At 59.5% G+C, this 15,990-nt stretch carries 13 protein-coding genes and 1 pseudogene; 12 read left to right on the top strand and 2 right to left on the bottom strand.

Features of this window, described 5'->3' with window-relative positions; genetic code table 11:
* The 6 genes from FDG13_RS10170 (at position 1) to FDG13_RS10195 (ending at position 6,855) form a co-directional block, all read left to right on the top strand.
* Complete coding sequence (locus FDG13_RS10170; RefSeq protein ID WP_180127267.1) at positions 1-1,650, top strand: signal transduction protein; 1,650 nt, start codon at positions 1-3, stop codon at positions 1,648-1,650.
* A gap of 21 nt (positions 1,651-1,671) precedes the next feature.
* Positions 1,672-2,601: a dihydrodipicolinate synthase family protein gene (locus FDG13_RS10175; RefSeq protein WP_180127269.1), complete on the top strand. Its 930-nt coding sequence runs from the start codon at positions 1,672-1,674 to the stop codon at positions 2,599-2,601.
* Between the two features lie 46 nt (positions 2,602-2,647).
* Positions 2,648-3,691 (top strand): exo-alpha-sialidase, encoded by a 1,044-nt coding sequence (locus tag FDG13_RS10180; RefSeq protein ID WP_180127271.1) that lies wholly within the window; start codon positions 2,648-2,650, stop codon positions 3,689-3,691.
* 122 nt (positions 3,692-3,813) lie between these two features.
* A complete protein-coding gene (locus tag FDG13_RS10185; RefSeq protein WP_180127273.1) occupies positions 3,814-4,785 on the top strand; it encodes a tripartite tricarboxylate transporter substrate binding protein in 972 nt (323 codons plus the stop codon).
* A 58-nt stretch (positions 4,786-4,843) separates the two neighbouring features.
* Positions 4,844-5,305 (top strand): tripartite tricarboxylate transporter TctB family protein, encoded by a 462-nt coding sequence (locus tag FDG13_RS10190; RefSeq protein ID WP_180127275.1) that lies wholly within the window; start codon positions 4,844-4,846, stop codon positions 5,303-5,305.
* A gap of 17 nt (positions 5,306-5,322) precedes the next feature.
* Positions 5,323-6,855, top strand: a complete 1,533-nt coding sequence (locus tag FDG13_RS10195; RefSeq protein WP_180127277.1) for a tripartite tricarboxylate transporter permease — start codon at positions 5,323-5,325, stop codon at positions 6,853-6,855.
* A gap of 97 nt (positions 6,856-6,952) precedes the next feature.
* Here FDG13_RS10195 and FDG13_RS10200 read toward each other — a convergent pair whose 3' ends face one another.
* Both FDG13_RS10200 and FDG13_RS10205 read right to left on the bottom strand, forming a co-directional pair.
* Positions 6,953-7,963, bottom strand: coding sequence for a LacI family DNA-binding transcriptional regulator (locus tag FDG13_RS10200; RefSeq protein ID WP_180127279.1), 1,011 nt, complete (start codon positions 7,961-7,963; stop codon positions 6,953-6,955).
* A gap of 164 nt (positions 7,964-8,127) precedes the next feature.
* The gene (locus FDG13_RS10205) at positions 8,128-9,516 is read right to left on the bottom strand and encodes a PLP-dependent aminotransferase family protein (RefSeq protein ID WP_180127281.1); all 1,389 of its coding nucleotides are present in this window, start codon (positions 9,514-9,516) and stop codon (positions 8,128-8,130) included.
* 255 nt (positions 9,517-9,771) lie between these two features.
* On the opposite strand from FDG13_RS10205, the gene gabT reads away from it, so the two are divergent.
* The 6 genes and pseudogenes from gabT to FDG13_RS21105 form a co-directional block, all read left to right on the top strand.
* Entirely contained in the window at positions 9,772-11,064 is a 1,293-nt protein-coding gene (gene gabT / locus FDG13_RS10210; RefSeq protein WP_180127284.1) for a 4-aminobutyrate--2-oxoglutarate transaminase, read from the top strand.
* A gap of 81 nt (positions 11,065-11,145) precedes the next feature.
* Positions 11,146-12,237: an ABC transporter ATP-binding protein gene (locus tag FDG13_RS10215; protein WP_180127300.1), complete on the top strand. Its 1,092-nt coding sequence runs from the start codon at positions 11,146-11,148 to the stop codon at positions 12,235-12,237.
* Positions 12,238-12,299: 62 nt separating this feature from the next.
* A complete protein-coding gene (locus tag FDG13_RS10220) occupies positions 12,300-13,331 on the top strand; it encodes an ABC transporter substrate-binding protein (protein ID WP_180127302.1) in 1,032 nt (343 codons plus the stop codon).
* Between the two features lie 27 nt (positions 13,332-13,358).
* Entirely contained in the window at positions 13,359-14,600 is a 1,242-nt protein-coding gene (locus FDG13_RS10225) for an ABC transporter permease (protein ID WP_180127303.1), read from the top strand.
* A 25-nt stretch (positions 14,601-14,625) separates the two neighbouring features.
* Positions 14,626-15,444, top strand: coding sequence for an ABC transporter permease (locus tag FDG13_RS10230; protein WP_180127305.1), 819 nt, complete (start codon positions 14,626-14,628; stop codon positions 15,442-15,444).
* Positions 15,445-15,708: 264 nt separating this feature from the next.
* Positions 15,709-15,963 (top strand): annotated as a pseudogene (locus tag FDG13_RS21105) (arginase family protein); the annotation flags it as partial.
* Between the last annotated feature and the right edge of the window lie 27 nt (positions 15,964-15,990).

A 15,990-nucleotide genomic window follows, 5' to 3' on the forward strand; every position in this document is an offset into this window, starting at 1 on the left:
ATGCTGACCCTGACCCTGCCCCCCTCCAGCCCGGTGCTCACCGTGGCCGACAAAGAAGTACTGCTGGTCACCAACGCTGACCTGCGCGAATCGGCCAATGTGGAATGCTGGCCGATACAGGCCAAGTTTGAAGTCCGGCTCGAAGAAGCTGTGACCCAGCGCCTGGGCTACAAGATCAAACGTGCCCACCTGTACAAAGGTGACAAGGGCCATGGCTTCATCAGCAGCCAGCGCGAAGGCAGCGACCTGTTTGCCAAGATTGACCCGGACGCGCCTGTGATTGTGCTGTTGACTGCCTGGCAATACTCGCACCATCTGGCCCCCAGCCTGGCCAAACATCGCGGCCCGGTGCTGCTGCTGGCCAACTTTGACGGCACCTGGCCCGGCCTGGTAGGCATGTTGTGTATGGCTGGCACACTGACCAGCCTGGGTAAGTCCTACTCGCGCCTGTGGTCTGCTGAATTCAATGATGAATTCTTCTACAGCGGCCTGAGTTCCTGGCTGACCACCCAACAGATCACCCACGACACCTCTTACCTCAAGGCAGTGGACCAGAACCATCCGTCCAGCACCACGGCGGCCTGGGCCATGGGTCGCCAGGTGGGTAACTATGTGCTGAAACACAAGGAGATCATGGGGCTGTTTGACAGCTTTTGTATGGGCATGATCAATGGCGTGTTCCCGCAAAAAGCCCTGGTTGACATCGGCATGCCGATGGAAAGCCTGTCGCAGTCCGCCCTGCTGGTGGAAATGGCCAAGGTGCCGCAAGCACTGCGCGAGGAATGTCTGGCCTGGTATGAAGCCCGTGGCATGAAGTTCAACTTTGGCACTGATCCGGCCAAGGAGCTGACACGCGACCAGGTGCTCGAACAATGCGCCATGATGATTGCCATGGGCCGTTTCACCCAGCGTTTTGGCTTGTCTGCGGTGGGTGTGCAGTACCAGCAGGGGCTGGCACACTCGTGCGCAGCCTCCGACTTTGCCGAAGGCGCCATCGGCTCCAGCGAACGTTTCCCCATTCCCGACGAAGCTGGCAACATCATCCGTGCGGGCAAAGCCATTCCCTGCATCAACGAGGTGGACATGGGCACCGCGATTCCGCAGACCATGTTGTGGCGCCTGCTGGATTCTTTTGGTCTGCCTGCGGAAACCACGCTGCACGACATCCGTTGGGGCAGCGAGTTTGAAGGCACCTTCTACTGGGACTTTGAAATCTCGGGCTCGGTGCCGTTTGAACACCTCAAAGGTGGTATTGCCGGTGCCACCGGTTATCGCCAACCTGCGATGTATTTCCCCAAGGGGGGCTCGTCGATCCAAGGTCAAGGCAAGGCCGGTCGGCTGATTTGGGCCCGTGCCCACTACGAAGGCACCAAGGTGGTGATGCACATCGGCACCGGCACGGCGGTGGAACTGCCCACTGCCGAATTCGAGCGCCGCCGTCGCGCCACCACCTATGAATGGCCGCTGCTCAACTGCGTGTTGGACGGTGTCAGCCGTGATGAACTGATGGCGGGTCACCAAAGCAACCACATCACCATCGCTTATGTCGACCCGGACAAGTTGCAGGATGTGCTGCGTGCGTTTGTGGCGCAGGCGTTGACACAAAATATCCGCGTTTTTGTAGCGGGTGACGCCAACGCTTGCCTTTGAGCTTCAACCCAGGATTTTTGAATGAACCATAACGATAAATACACAGGTGTCTGGCCGGTCATGCTGACCCCGTTTGACGAACAGCGCAACATCGATTGGGCGTCGTTGGAAAAACTCATTGACTGGTACATCCAGGCGGGCGTGAATGGCTTGTTTGCCAACTGCCAGTCGAGCGAGATGTTTTTTCTCTCGGAAGCAGAGTCGCTGCAGCTGACACGTTTTGTGCTGGACTATGTCGATGGGCGTGTGCCGGTGGTGGCCTCCGGCCACACCGCCTGTGGCCTGCCGCAGCAGATCGACCAGGTGGGCCAGATGGCTGAGACCGGTGTGGACAGTGTGATCCTGATCAGCAACCGTCTGGCCTCGCCCAGCGAGGGAGACGATGTGGTGCTGGCCAATCTGCAGACCCTCACGGCGGCCATCCCCAGCACAGTAGGCCTGGGCATTTACGAATGCCCGCACCCCTACAAACGCCTGCTCTCGGACGAGGTGGTGAGCTGGTGCGCCCAGAGCGGGCGTTACACCTTCATCAAGGACACCTGCTGCCAGATCGAGAAGATCCGCCAGCGTCTGGATCTCATCAAAGGCAGCCGTTTGCACATCGCCAATGCCAACGGCCAGACCCTGCTGGCCTCACTCCAGGCAGGCGCGCATGGCTACAGCGGTGTGATGACCAACTTCCACCCCGAGTTGTATGTCTGGTTGTGTGACAACTGGGACACCGCGCCGGAGAGTGCACAGGTCGTCTCGGACTACCTGTCGGCCGCATCCCTGCTGGAGTACCTGGACTACCCGATCTGTGCCAAGGACTATCAGCTCAGCCTGGGCAACTTCAAATCGGTCGCCAGCCGCACCCGCGAAGCTGGCAATTACTACTCGGCACACTTTCAATCTACGGTGCAGCAAACACTGCGTCTGGGCGAAACATTGAAAAACCAGCTGGGCATCTGAACTGACAAAAAAAGCGGCAGTGACCACGAGACAATGGGTGCTTGACATGAAATCTATCAACTCTGAGAAGTGTTTTCTGCTGCCGCAGGACCATGGCTACTTCAACAACTGCCATGCCTCCACCCTGGTGAAGTTACCCAATGGTGAACTGCTGGTGGCTTTTTTTGCGGGTGAGCGCGAAGGCGCAGGTGATGTGGCCATCTGGCTGGTGTCGACACGAGGCGGTGCCTGGCAAACGCCGTTGCGGTGCATCGCCGAGGACGGCTTGGCCCACTGGAACCCGGTCCTGCATGCCGAGGGCAACACGGTCTGGCTGTTCTACAAGGTGGGGCCAACCGTCCACAACTGGGTAACGCGCTGGACGGTGTCACTCGACGGCGGACAGACCTGGGCAGCTGTGCAGGAACTGGTGCCCGGTGACAAGCTGCCACGCGGTCCCGTCAAGAACAAGCTGATCGTGATGAGCAACGGCGAGTGGCTGGCACCAGGTTCAATTGAAACAGAAGCCACCTGGGATGTGTTTGCCGACATCTCGGCCGACAAGGGACAAAGCTGGCACAAGGTGGATGTGCCGTTCACCCACCTGCAGCCTGTTAACGCGGGCAGCACCGAAGTCTGGAGCGGACTGGCCGCCAATGCGTTATGGGAAACCGATGTCAAACGGGTGTTCCAGTGGGACGGTGTGATCCAGCCAACGCTTTGGGAGTCGGCGCCGGGCCAGGTCCACATGCTGATGCGCAGCACGCGCGGCTTCATCTACCGCAGTGATTCCAGCAACTATGGCCGCAGCTGGTGCGCCGCATATGCCACCGGTTTGCCCAACAACAACAGTGGCATCGACCTGGTGCGCTGTGACGGCGGGAGCCTCGCCCTGGTGTCCAACCCGGTGGCAGGCAACTGGGGGCGGCGTTACCCGATTTCCTTGTCACTGTCCAACGACAACGGAGCCAGCTGGACAACGGAGCTGGACATGGAAACACAGGAAGGCGAGTTTTCTTACCCGGCCATCATTGCCGATGGTCGCCACGTGCACCTGAGCTACACCTGGAACCGGCGAAACATCGTGTACCAGCACCTGGTTTTGCCTTGAACACGCAGACAGCCAAGCTGACCACAAATTGAGAGATTGAACGATGAAGGTATGAGTTGTTTTGCTCGCTCCAAGTAGCAAAAAAAGAGAGAGAACTTTTTATCAAAGAAGGAGATCGCGTCATGAGAAAAATGTCATTGGTGTTGGCCGCTGTGCTGTCGGTGGTGGTAGGGCAAAGTTTTGCCCAGACCCTGACTTACCCGACCAAAAACATCGAGGTGGTGATTCCCAAAAACCCGGGCGGGGGTACCGACACCTCCGCACGAACCCTGATCGAATACAGCAAAAACGCCATGCCCAAAGGCCTGATGTTTGTGCCTGACAACAAACCCGCTGGCAACGGTGTGGCTGGGTTGATCGAAGTGGCTCGGGCCAAGCCGGATGGCTACAAGCTGGTGATGACCACGGTTGAACTGGCGATGTTCCCGCATGAAGGCAAGTCGCCCGTCACCTACGCCGACTTCACACCGCTGGTGGCCGCCATTGCCGACCCGTGCGCCGTGGTGGTCAAGGCCGACTCTCCTTACAAAACTCTCAAGGAATTTATTGACGCCACCAAAGCCAACCCCGGCAAGATCAAGATGGGCAATTCCGGCATGGGTGCGATCTATCATCTGGCCGCCCTCAACATCGAACGCAAGCTGAGTGTCAAGTTCAACCACATCCCCTACAACGAAGGCGTTGGCCCAGCTATTGCCTCGCTGGTGGGCGGACACATTGACGCGGTCATCACCACCCCCGGTGCTGCCAAATCCCAGGTGGATGCTGGTGTCTTGCGCTTTCTGGGTGTGATGGACACCAAGCGTTTTGATCTATTCCCGAAAGTGCCTACCTTCCAGGAAGCGCTGGGGCAGGATCTGGGCTTGAACATGCGCGCCTGGGCCGTGTTGGCGGCACCCGCCAAGCTGCCTGCAAACATCACCAAAGAACTGGTTGCAGCATTTACCACCACGGTGAAATCGCCAGACTTCCAGGCTGCCATGATGAAACAAGGGATCATGCCGGTGGTGATTGCCGGTGATGCCGCTGCGGCCATGATGAAAGAAGACCACGACACCTATAAAGACCTGATCGAAGAGTCCAAGAAAAAATAAATTCTGATCAAACTGGCCCGGCTGCGCTGTTGCCGGGCCAGCATAAAGAGGATTCAACATGAAGAAATACAACTTGGTCGTGGCGGCAGTCTCGGTGCTGCTGGGTCTGCTGATTATTTACCTCAGCCGCAATCTTGCCGGCTGGGATGACAACGGTGTCCCGGGCGAGAACTACTGGCCAAGCATCATCGCTTACCTGTTTGTGGGCCTGGGTGTGCTGCAGTTCCTGGAGGTTTGGCTGTCTCCACACATCAACAAAGACAAGACCGTGGATCTGGGCTCTGCGGTGGTTCGCAAAGCCTACTTGGCTGCAGCGGTTTCGGTGGTTTACGGGGGACTGTTAACAGCGGCTGGTTTTGTGCTGGCCACACTGGCCTTTGTTCCGACGATGAACCTGTTGATGGGGGAGCGTCGCTTGTGGGCTTCCGCGCTGCTTGCTGTTGGGGTGGTCGGGGTCATTTACGTCTTCTTTGCCCTCGTCTTCAACACCACGTTGCCGACCTCGGTGTTTCTTGAATAAACAACGACGGTGAAACCATGAACGATATTCTTTCTGCCTTCTCGGTCGTCTTCAGCTTCAACGCCATGCTGATGATTTTTCTGGGCACACTGGCTGGCGTCATCATCGGCGCCCTGCCCGGACTCACCGTCAACATGGGTATTGCCTTGTTGATGCCTCTGACCTTCTCCTTCCAGGGTATGACCGGTATCCTGATGCTGCTGGGTGTGTATTGCGGCGCCATTTATGGCGGCTCGATCTCCGCCATCCTGATCAACACACCGGGCACCCCTGCGTCTGCGGCCACCATCCTCGATGGTTACCCGATGGCGATGAAAGGGGAAGCTGGCCGCGCACTGGGTCTGTCCACTACCTCGTCGGTCTTTGGCGGCGTCTTCAGCACCATCTGCCTGATCCTGATCTCGCCACTGCTGGCCAAGGTGGCCGTGGGGCTGTCGGCACCCGAGTACTTTGCGCTGGCTGTGTTTGGCATCAGCATCATCACCAGCGTCTCGTCCCACTCGATCATCAAAGGCCTGATGGGTGGCTGCCTGGGTCTGGCGATTGCCACTGTGGGTCTGGATCCGATGACCGCTGGTTTCCGCTTCACCTTTGATTCGGTTTACCTGATGGGTGGCATTTCCTTTGTGCCGATTCTGGTGGGGCTGTTCGCCTTTTCACAAGGCATGATCAGCATGGAAGACAACTTCCGGGGTGGCGAAAACCGCAAGGTGCAGGTGGCCATCAAACGGATTCTGCCAACCTGGGCCGACCTGAAACGCGTGTTCCCGACGCAACTGCGCTCCTCGGCCATTGGCACCGTCATCGGGGCCATTCCAGGCACCGGCGGCGACATTGCCTCTTACATCTCCTACACCGAAGCCAAACGCTGGTCCAAACACCCCGAGGAATTTGGCCACGGCTCGATTGAAGGCACCTCGGCGCCTGAAGCCGGTGCCAACGCAGTTGCCGGGGGTGCCATGGTGCCATTGATGACCTTGGGCATACCGGGAGACGGCGCCACCGCCATCATGATGGGTGCCTTCATGGTGCAAGGCTTGTCACTCGGCCCACTGTTGTTCACTGAACATCCGGTGGAAGTCAACACCATCTTCATCGGCCTGTTGGTTGCCAACATCGTGATGGGCTGTATTGGTTTTGCCGGTTTGCGGCTGTCTACCAAGATCATGGATGTGCCACGCCGGGTTTTGGTGCCGATCATCCTGACACTGTGCGCCGTGGGCTCCTACTCGGTGAACCACACCATGATTGACGTGTTTGTCATGATGGCGGCGGGTGTGCTCGGTTACATCCTGATCAAGCTGGACTTCTCGATGTCGCCCATCGTGATCGGGATCATTCTGGGGCCGATGGCGGAAACCAATCTGCGCCGCACACTGGCCATGTCCAACGGTGACTACTCGGTGTTTTTCACCCGTCCGATCTGCCTGAGCTTCCTGGTCATCGCGGTGTTCACGCTGTTCATTCCCATCGTGGGTCCGAGAGTCTGGGCCTGGTGGAAAAAACGCAGCAACGGCCCGGTCCTCGCCCAGGTCAACTCACCCGAATAACACAGCAGGCGGTGTCGTCACTGCCTGTTGTACCCAGCAAAAAGCGGCCGTTCTGGCCGCTTTTTTTTGCGCTGAGGAGGAGCTGCTCTGAGCGTCTTCAGGCCTTGCGGCTGCGCCAGTGCAAATGGGCGGGCACGGTCTGGGAAACCGGTGTCTGTTTGTTGATCAAGCCAATCAGGCCTGCCAGCGTGGCCTGGGCCAGGGCCTGGCTGTCCTGCTCGATCGAATCTATTTTCAGAGGCAGGCAGTCCAGCAGCGAGTGGTCATCAAAAGTGATGATGCGCTGCGGAGCAATGCTGAAATGCTGGTTGTGGCTGATAAAGGCCAGCGCCCCCTCCAACAGCGTCATCGACCCGGTGAACAACACGCGCGGATAACGCCCCAGCTCTTGATAACAATCCTGCATCATCGCGTAACCACTGCTGCGGCGGTAGTCCCGCGCACGTACCCAGCCAGGCTGCTCCTCCAGGCCAGCCGAAGCCAGGGCCGCACGAAACCCTTTGAGCCGGTCGATGCTGGGAGACAGATAGGGTTGCCCGCCAAAGTAATACGCCTCACCGGCACCGTCCTTGAGCGCGTCAGAGACCATGTCGGTCACCGCGCCGGTGGCGTCTGTGATCACATGGGTCAAGAACTTGTCGTTCACCCGACGGTCGGCCAGACACAAGGGCAAACGTGTACGCCATTTGAGGTAAACCTTGGGGTCGGGAGAACAGGGCATGACCATCAAGCCATCCACCTGCCTGGCAATCAGATGTTCAATACCCGCGCGTTCCTGTTCAGGGTCATCGTTGCTCGACACCACCAGCAACTGGTAACCAGCCTGGTGACAAATCGGCTCCATCGCCTGCGCCAGACTGGCCAAGGCCAAGTTGGTCAATTCGGGAATCACCAGACCCAGTGTGTTGCTGTAACCCGAGCGCAAGGCCCGCGCCGAGTGGGAAGGCTGGAAATTGGTTTTCTGGGCAGCCTCCAACACACGCTGTTGGGTGGCTGCCGCAATCCGGAACTCCTTGGCGCGACCATTGAGCACCATGCTGGCGGTGGTGCGGGAGACACCCGCCATGCTGGCGATGTCATGGATGGTCAGGCGTGTGTAGTCGCTCATGGGACGGTGTTTGGTGACAGATCAACAGCCGCTGTTTTGGCAATACTTAGAGCACGCTCTGAAGGCTTTTCCCTAGGGACTCTACCACAGGCAGACCCCAAAAACCGGCTTTGCGGTGGGCAAAAAAGCCCGCTTTGACACCACATCTGGCTGGCCAAACAAGTTCACCGAGTGCAGCCCTCCAGAAAGCTGAAGATGGCCGGGTCGTCACAAAAAATGACGTTAAAACGTATCCAGGCACTGGTGCGCAAATCCGGGCTGAACAGGTGCCCGGGGCCCAGCAAAATGTCCTGTTCAGCCGCTTTGTAAGCCAGCTCCGCCGAGTCCTGCAGCGCTGGATGCCTGGCCCACAAGAAGATGCCGGCCTTGGGTTCACAAAATATCTCAAACCCGGCCTTGAGCAAGAGGGAGGCGGTGGCCACATGGGCCTTGGCGAGGCGTTCGCGCAGACCCTTGACATGTTTGCGACAGCGGCCATCGGTCAATGCACCGTGAGCCAGGCGTTCACTGAACTCGCTGGAGGTCAAACCCGAAATCATCTTGAGCTGGGCCAGATCTTCCAGCAGGTCCGGGCTGGCCGCCACATAACCGACCCGGATATTAGGTGAAATGGTTTTGGAGAAACTGCTGATGTAGATGACGCGGTTGAGTTGGTCCAGACTGGCCAGGGACGGACGAGGCTCCGGGTCCAGATCGGCGTAGATGTCGTTCTCGACCACCAGAAAGTTGTGTTTGTCAGCCAGCTGCATCACCCGGTGCAGATGCGAGAGCTGGGCAATCGATCCCGTCGGGCTGTGCAGCCGTGGCTGGGTGAAAAACACCTTGGGTTGTTCTTCGACCACCAGCCGCTCCAACTCGGCCAGATCGTAGCCGTTAGGTGTGCGTGGCACACCAATCAGGCGCGCGCCCAGGAACCGCAGTGAAAACAGCAGGTTCGGATAACCCGGGTCATCCACCAGCACCGCGTCGCCCGGGCGTATCAGTCTGCGCGCCACCAAGTCCATGGCCTGGCTGGAGCCCTGGGTCAATAACACCTGCTCGGGCGGCACCGAAATTTCCTGCTCGGCCAACATCTCACACACCAGTTGGCGCAAAGGTGGGTATCCCTTGGGTTCACCATAACCACTGAGCTCCGTCTCTTCGGTGGCCAGACTGCGCAGCGCCCGGCGCACGCCGTCCTGAAACAACCAGTCCCCCGGCAGCCAGCCGCAGCCCGGCTTCAGCCGCAGTGCCCGGTTCTCAAAAATGCGGCGCAGGTACCACATCGAATCAAAGTTGAAGTTCGGGCCGTCACCTGCCACCGCCGCCACCGACAGCGGTCGGTTCTTGACAAAAAAACCCGAATGCGGCCGGGAAGAGAAATAACCCTGGGCCACCAGACGGTCATACGCATCGACCACGGTGAACACACTCACATTGTGGGCGTGGGCAAACTGGCGGATGGACGGTGCCTTGGAGCCGGGCCGCAGTGAGCCGTCTTCGATGTCAGCGCGAAAACCTGCCACGATCTGCAGGACCAGGGGGGTGGAACTCTGGGGGTTCAGTGTCAACATGAGCAATCTGTTGGGTGAGCGGACGACGGCCACATTGTCCAGGCTCGTGCCCCGATACGGTGTGTTCAATGTGTGCATCCAAAGGAAATAGCGCGGCCTGTGCCAAGTGTGTTTGTCATAGGGTTGCACTGTATTGTGTGCGGGACCTGCACAGTACATCCTCAAAATAAGCCTGACTGTATATGGTTGATCCAGATCAACAACTCTACAGTGCATCAACTGTGTTTTCTAAATCACCCACTGCTTAGGAGAAGTATGTTGACCAAAACCCTCAAAACCAATGCCGACCTGATGGCCCGCCGCAGAGCCGCCATTCCCCGTGGTGTGGGTCAAAGCCACGAAGTGTTCATTGCGCGGGCCGAGAACGCCGAAATCTGGGACGTGGAGGGCACACGCTACATCGACTTTGCCGGTGGTATTGCGGTACTCAACACCGGCCATGGTCGCCCCGAGATCAAGGAAGCCGTCAAGGCGCAGATCGACCTGTTCACCCACACCTGCTTCCAGGTGCTGGCCTACGAGTCGTATGTGGAACTGGCCGAACGTTTCAACGCCCTGGCGCCCGGCGACTTTGCCAAAAAGACGCTGTTCTTGACCACCGGTGCCGAGGCCGTGGAAAACGCGATCAAGATCGCCCGCTCACACACCAAACGCAGCGCGGTGATTGCCTTCACCAGCGGCTACCACGGCCGCACCCTGCTCACCCTGGGGCTGACCGGCAAGGTGGCACCGTACAAAACCGGCTTTGGCCCCTTCCCTGGCGAAATTTTTCACGCCCAGTTCCCTAACGAAACCCACGGCGTGAGTGTGGATGACTCAATCGCCTCAATTGAATCGATCTTGAAGAACGATGTCGAAGCCAGCCGCGTGGCAGCCATCATTGTGGAACCAGTGCAAGGTGAAGGTGGCTTCAATGTGGCGCCCACAGACTTTTTGCAGCGGGTTCGTACCCTGTGTGATCAACACGGCATCCTGATGATTGTGGACGAGATCCAGACCGGCGCTGGCCGCACCGGCACCTGGTTTGCCATCGAACACAGCGGTGTGGCACCCGACATGATCACCATGGCCAAGTCCATGGCGGGTGGTTACCCGATCTCCGGGGTAGTGGGCCGCGCCGAGGTGATGGACGCCCCGGCTGCCGGTGGTCTGGGTGGCACCTACGCCGGTAGTCCCATCGCCTGCGCCGCCGCCCTGGCGGTGCTGGATGTGTTCGAGAAAGACAACTTGCTGGAACGCAGCCGCAGCATGGGCGCCCACTTGGTGACGCGTCTGGAAGCGATGGCAGCCAAGGACAAACGCATTGCCGCCGTGCGCGGTCTGGGTGCGATGGTGGCCTTTGAATTGTGCAAAGACGGTGATCCGCACCAACCCAGTGCAGAACTGGCCAAAGCGCTGGCAGCGGAGGCCACCAAGCGTGGCTTGATCCTGCTGACCTGCGGCACGTATGGCAATGTGGTGCGTATTCTGGTGCCTTTGACCGCCAGCGACGCCATCGTGAATGAGGGCCTGGACATCATCGAAGCCTGCCTGGCAGCAACGGCCTGACTGGCACACTATTTGCATAGATAAAACAGCTTGTAGCCCTTATTTCATGGGCTTAGAGTGCTTTTGAAAGAATAGCAAATAATGGCCTTATCCGAACCCCTGGTCCGCTTCTCCGGCATTCAAAAGACCTACGACGGCAGCACCCTGGTGGTGCGTGACCTGAACCTCGACATCCAGAGTGGTGAATTTCTATCGCTGCTCGGGCCATCGGGTTCCGGCAAGACCACCACCCTGATGATGCTGGCCGGTTTTGAGTCGCCCACCGCCGGAGACATTTTGTTGAATGGCCGCCAGATCACCGGCACGCCACCGCACAAACGCAACTTTGGCATGGTGTTCCAGAACTACGCGCTGTTTCCCCACATGAACGTGGCGCAAAACGTGGCCTACCCGCTCACGGTGCGCGATGTGCCCAAGGCCGAGCAGGAACAGCGTGTCAAGAAGGCGCTGGACATGGTGCGCCTCTCGGGCATGGGGGACCGGTTGCCGGCCAGGCTCTCGGGCGGCCAGCAACAACGAGTGGCGCTAGCGCGGGCGCTGGTGTTCAACCCGCAAATGGTGCTGATGGACGAGCCGCTGGGTGCGCTGGACAAGCAGTTGCGTGAACACATGCAGATCGAGCTCAAGGAGTTGCACCACCAGCTGGGTGTGACCTTTGTCTACGTGACCCACGACCAGGGTGAGGCCCTGACCATGAGTGACCGCGTGGCGGTGTTCAACGAAGGCATCATCCAGCAGCTGGCCGATGCCCAGTCGCTGTACGAGACCCCCTCCAACCGCTTTGTGGCCGGTTTTGTGGGTGACAGCACGGTGCTGCGCGGCACGCTGGGGCAGGATGCCGACAGCATCCACCTCACTGGCCTGGGGGTGAGCCTGCGCGGACTCAACATCAACCAGAGTACCAGCGGCGCAAAGGTAGAGGCCTGTGTCCGCCCTGAACGTATTGCCTTGTCCCTGGACGCACCCAGCCAATCCAACTGCCTGACGGCCCATGTGGTAGACATCGTTTATTACGGTGACCACGTGCGCCTGTTGTGCAAGCTGGGGCCCGAGCAGCCCCAGGCGGTGGTCAAACTCGCATTGATCCACCCCTGTGCCCAACACCCGCCCGAGCCTGGCAGCACGGTGTACCTGGCGTTCCCGCCCGAATACACCCGCATCTACGCCGTGTGAGCTGTTGGCACTTCCGTTTTCCCTCCCTGCCCTTCACCCACTACCCAAAGGAACTGTTCCCCATGAAAAAAAGCCTGATCGCACTGGCATCCCTGTCAGCCTGCCTCACCCTGTCGGCGCACGCGCAAGAAGCCATCACCGTGGTGAACTTCGGTGGCGCCAATGCCAATGCCCAGAAAGTGGCCTACTACGAACCGATTGCCAAAGAGGGCATCAAGGTGACCGCGGTGGAATACAACGGTGAACAAGCCAAGATCAAGGCCATGGTCGACACCAAGAACGTGACCTGGGACGTGGTCGAGGTGGAATCCCCCGACGTGGCCCGTGGCTGCGACGAGGGCCTGTTCGAAAAACTCGACTACAGCAAGATTGCCCCCAAGGCTGACCTGTTGCCCTCCGCTGTCAGCGAGTGCGGTGTGGGTGTGTTTGTCTGGTCCACCGTGATGGCCTACAACGGCGACAAACTCAAGAGCGCCCCCACCAGCTGGGCCGATTTCTTTGACACCAAAAAGATCCCCGGCAAACGCGGCATGCGCAAAGGTGCCCGCTACAACCTCGAATTTGCCCTGCTGGCCGACGGCGTGAAACCGGCTGACGTGTACAAGGTGCTGGCGACCAAAGACGGTGCCGAACGTGCCTTCAAGAAGCTGACCGAACTCAAACCCAGCATCCAATGGTGGGAAGCCGGTGCCCAAGCACCCCAGTTCCTGGTAGCCGGTGACGTGGTTCTCTCGACCGTCTACAACGGCCGTGTCGACGCCGCCAACCGCGAAGGCCGCAACCTGCAGATCTACTGGCCCGGTGGCATTTATGACCTGGACTACTGGGTGATCCCCAAGGGCACGGCCAAAAAGGACGCTGCCTACAAGTTCATCGCCTACGCCTCCAAGCCGGAAAACCAGGCCGTGTACGCCCAGAACATCGCCTACGGCCCGACCAACAAGAAGGCCCTGGCCAAGCTGGACAAGAAGGTGCTTGACAACCTGCCCACCTCGGACAAAAACGCCAAGGATTCGCTCCAGTTCAACACCACGTTCTGGGCTGACCAGGGCGAGGCTTTGGAAAAACGTTTCGCCGCCTGGGCCACCCAGTAAACCGCCGCAGCTCAGGAGCAGCCCACCATGCCGATGCCAACCAGTGCCAACCCGCCCTTGGGCGACCTGCGCGCCGCACTCGCGCGTGCACAGTCACGCCGCAAATGGCGGGCCTTCACGTTGACGGTGCCTTTGCTGGTGTTTCTGCTGCTGACGCTGCTGGTCCCAATAGCTGCGCTGCTGATGCGCGCGGTGGAAAACCCTGAGGTGGCCAAGGCCCTGCCCACCACGGTGAAGGCCTTGGCCACCTGGGACCGGCAATCCCAACCCAGTGCTGGCGCTTATGCCGCGCTGGTGAAAGACCTGTCCCACCTGCCTGACACGTCGGACGCGGGCGCCCTGGCGCGCCGCCTCAACACCGAAGCGCCCGGTGCCCGCTCCCTCATCATGGGCGCCTACCGGGCCCTGCCGATCGAAGGGGATGCAGAAGCGGTGCGCCAACAACTGCTGGACAAAGACCCGCGCTGGGCAGAAACAGAATTCTGGCAAGCCATCGCCAAAAACGGCTCACGCTGGACACCCGACTACCTGCTGGCGTCGGTCGATCTGCGCCGCGATGCCCAGGGTGATCTTGCGCGCATGCCCGAAGAACAACGCGCCTACGGCGGCATTTTGCTGCGCACCTTCCAGGTCAGCCTGATCATCACCGTGATGTGCTTGCTGCTGGCTTACCCGCTGGCCTACTGGCTCTCCACCCTGCCCGAGCGCCAGGCCAATCTGCTGATGATTGTGGTGCTGGTGCCGTTCTGGACCTCGATCCTGGTGCGCGTGGCCGCATGGATTGTGCTGCTGCAATCCGAAGGGCTGATCAACACCGCCTTGATCGACATCGGTGTCATCAGCAAGCCGCTGGAGCTGCTGTTCAACCGCACCGGCGTGATCATTTCCATGACCCATATCCTGCTGCCTTTCATGATCCTGCCGCTCTACAGCGTCATGAAAAGTGTGCCCCCGACCTATGTGCGCGCCGCCGTGTCGCTGGGCAGTGCGCCGCTGGCCGCCTTCGCGCGGGTGTATGTGCCACAAACCCTGCCCGGCGTCGGTGCAGGTGCGCTGCTGGTGTTCATCCTGTCGATTGGTTACTACATCACACCGGCCCTGCTCGGTGGTGCCGACGACCAGATGCTGAGTTATTACATCGCCCGCTACACCAACGTGGAAGTCAACTGGGGCATGGCCTGCGCACTGGGCGCCTTGCTATTGGCCACCACCATGCTGCTCTATGGTGTGTACCGCCGTCTGGGCAAGACCGACCTGGCCCTGGCATAAAAAGCACCGCGATCGGAAGACCCCCATGTTCAAGCTGCCCCAATTTCCCCTGTACTACACCCTGGCCGACAAACTGGGCTGGTGGGCGCTGCGCCTGGTCTGCGTGGCGGTGCTCATCTACCTGCTGGCCCCGATCCTAGCCATCATTCCGCTGTCGTTTTCCAGCAGCTCCTTCCTGAGTTACCCCATGCCGGGTCTGTCGCTGCGCTGGTATGAAAACCTCTTCAACGCGCCCGAATGGGCCAACGCCACCCGCAACAGCTTCATCGTGGCACCTGCGGCCACCATCATCGCCACCGTGCTGGGCACACTGGCCGCCGTCGGCCTGGCTCGTACCGACTTCCGCTTCAAGGGCCTGCTCATGGCGGTGCTGATCGCGCCGATGGTGGTGCCCATCATCGTGGTCGGTGTGGCCACTTACCTGTACTTCGCGCCGCTGGGCCTGACCGACAGTTATGTCGGGCTGATTGCGGTGCATGCCGCCTTGGGCGCACCCTTTGTGTTGACCACGGTGCTGGCCACGCTGGCCAACTTCAATGACAACCTGATCCGCGCCTCACTCAGCCTGGGCGAAACACCGTTCAACACCTTCAGGCGCATCACCCTGCCGGTGATTGCGCCAGGCGTGATCTCGGGCGCGTTATTTGCCTTTGCCACCTCGTTTGACGAAGTGGTGGTGACCCTGTTCCTGGCCGGGGCCGAACAAACCACCCTGCCGCGCCAGATGTTCACCGGCATCCGCGAAAACATCTCGCCCACCATCGCGGCCGTGGCCACACTGCTGATCCTGTTCACCACCAGCTTGCTGCTGGTGCTGGAGTGGTTGCGTGGGCGGCGGCGTTAGGCCTATCTGTGGTCTCTACCATGGTATTGGATTGATAGCTGTTAGTCCTTATTTCATAAGGGCCAGAGAGCAATTCCATTCATATCACTACCTGCTGAATGTCCAAGTAAAAACAAGCTACCCATGACCCCAGCCGCTCCCAAAAACCAGCCCTTGTCTGGCAATGCCATGCCGCGTTGTGGCGGCATCGCCTGCAAGATGCGTCTGCCGGTCGCCACAACGCCGCAAGGGCTAGACGCCCCGTATGTTGGTGTGCCGCTCGACATTGGCAACACCCCGTGTGACCCGAGTTTTGACATCGACGGCATCGACCCGGCCTATACCGGCACACCGGAGATTGATGGCCTGAGCCTGCCACAGGCGCTGGAGATCAACCGCGGCTGTCACGGGCTTAACATGGTGGGCTGTGATCTGGTCAAGGTGTCGCCACCGTATGACACGTCCGGCAACACCGCGTTGCTGGGCGCCAACCTGCTGTTCGAGATGTTGTGTGTGCTGCCGGGGGTACTCAAACGCTAGCAATTCAGAAGCTATTCACCCTTATTG

It is taken from the genome of Rhodoferax sp. BLA1, from assembly GCF_013416775.1.
Taxonomy (GTDB): domain Bacteria; phylum Pseudomonadota; class Gammaproteobacteria; order Burkholderiales; family Burkholderiaceae_C; genus Rhodoferax.

Bases quoted from the DNA above. Each gene is read 5' to 3' on its own strand.
- FDG13_RS10185 (WP_180127273.1), top strand. From the start codon at position 3,814: ATGAGAAAAATGTCATTGGTGTTGGCCGCTGTGCTGTCGGTGGTGGTA.
- FDG13_RS10220 (WP_180127302.1), top strand. From the start codon at position 12,300: ATGAAAAAAAGCCTGATCGCACTGGCATCCCTGTCAGCCTGCCTCACC.
- FDG13_RS10170 (WP_180127267.1), top strand. From the start codon at position 1: ATGCTGACCCTGACCCTGCCCCCCTCCAGCCCGGTGCTCACCGTGGCC.
- FDG13_RS10200 (WP_180127279.1), bottom strand. From the start codon at position 7,963: ATGAGCGACTACACACGCCTGACCATCCATGACATCGCCAGCATGGCG.
- FDG13_RS10225 (WP_180127303.1), top strand. From the start codon at position 13,359: ATGCCGATGCCAACCAGTGCCAACCCGCCCTTGGGCGACCTGCGCGCC.
- FDG13_RS10230 (WP_180127305.1), top strand. From the start codon at position 14,626: ATGTTCAAGCTGCCCCAATTTCCCCTGTACTACACCCTGGCCGACAAA.
- FDG13_RS10205 (WP_180127281.1), bottom strand. From the start codon at position 9,516: ATGTTGACACTGAACCCCCAGAGTTCCACCCCCCTGGTCCTGCAGATC.
- FDG13_RS10175 (WP_180127269.1), top strand. From the start codon at position 1,672: ATGAACCATAACGATAAATACACAGGTGTCTGGCCGGTCATGCTGACC.
- FDG13_RS10195 (WP_180127277.1), top strand. From the start codon at position 5,323: ATGAACGATATTCTTTCTGCCTTCTCGGTCGTCTTCAGCTTCAACGCC.
- gabT (WP_180127284.1), top strand. From the start codon at position 9,772: ATGTTGACCAAAACCCTCAAAACCAATGCCGACCTGATGGCCCGCCGC.
- FDG13_RS10190 (WP_180127275.1), top strand. From the start codon at position 4,844: ATGAAGAAATACAACTTGGTCGTGGCGGCAGTCTCGGTGCTGCTGGGT.
- FDG13_RS10215 (WP_180127300.1), top strand. From the start codon at position 11,146: ATGGCCTTATCCGAACCCCTGGTCCGCTTCTCCGGCATTCAAAAGACC.
- FDG13_RS10180 (WP_180127271.1), top strand. From the start codon at position 2,648: ATGAAATCTATCAACTCTGAGAAGTGTTTTCTGCTGCCGCAGGACCAT.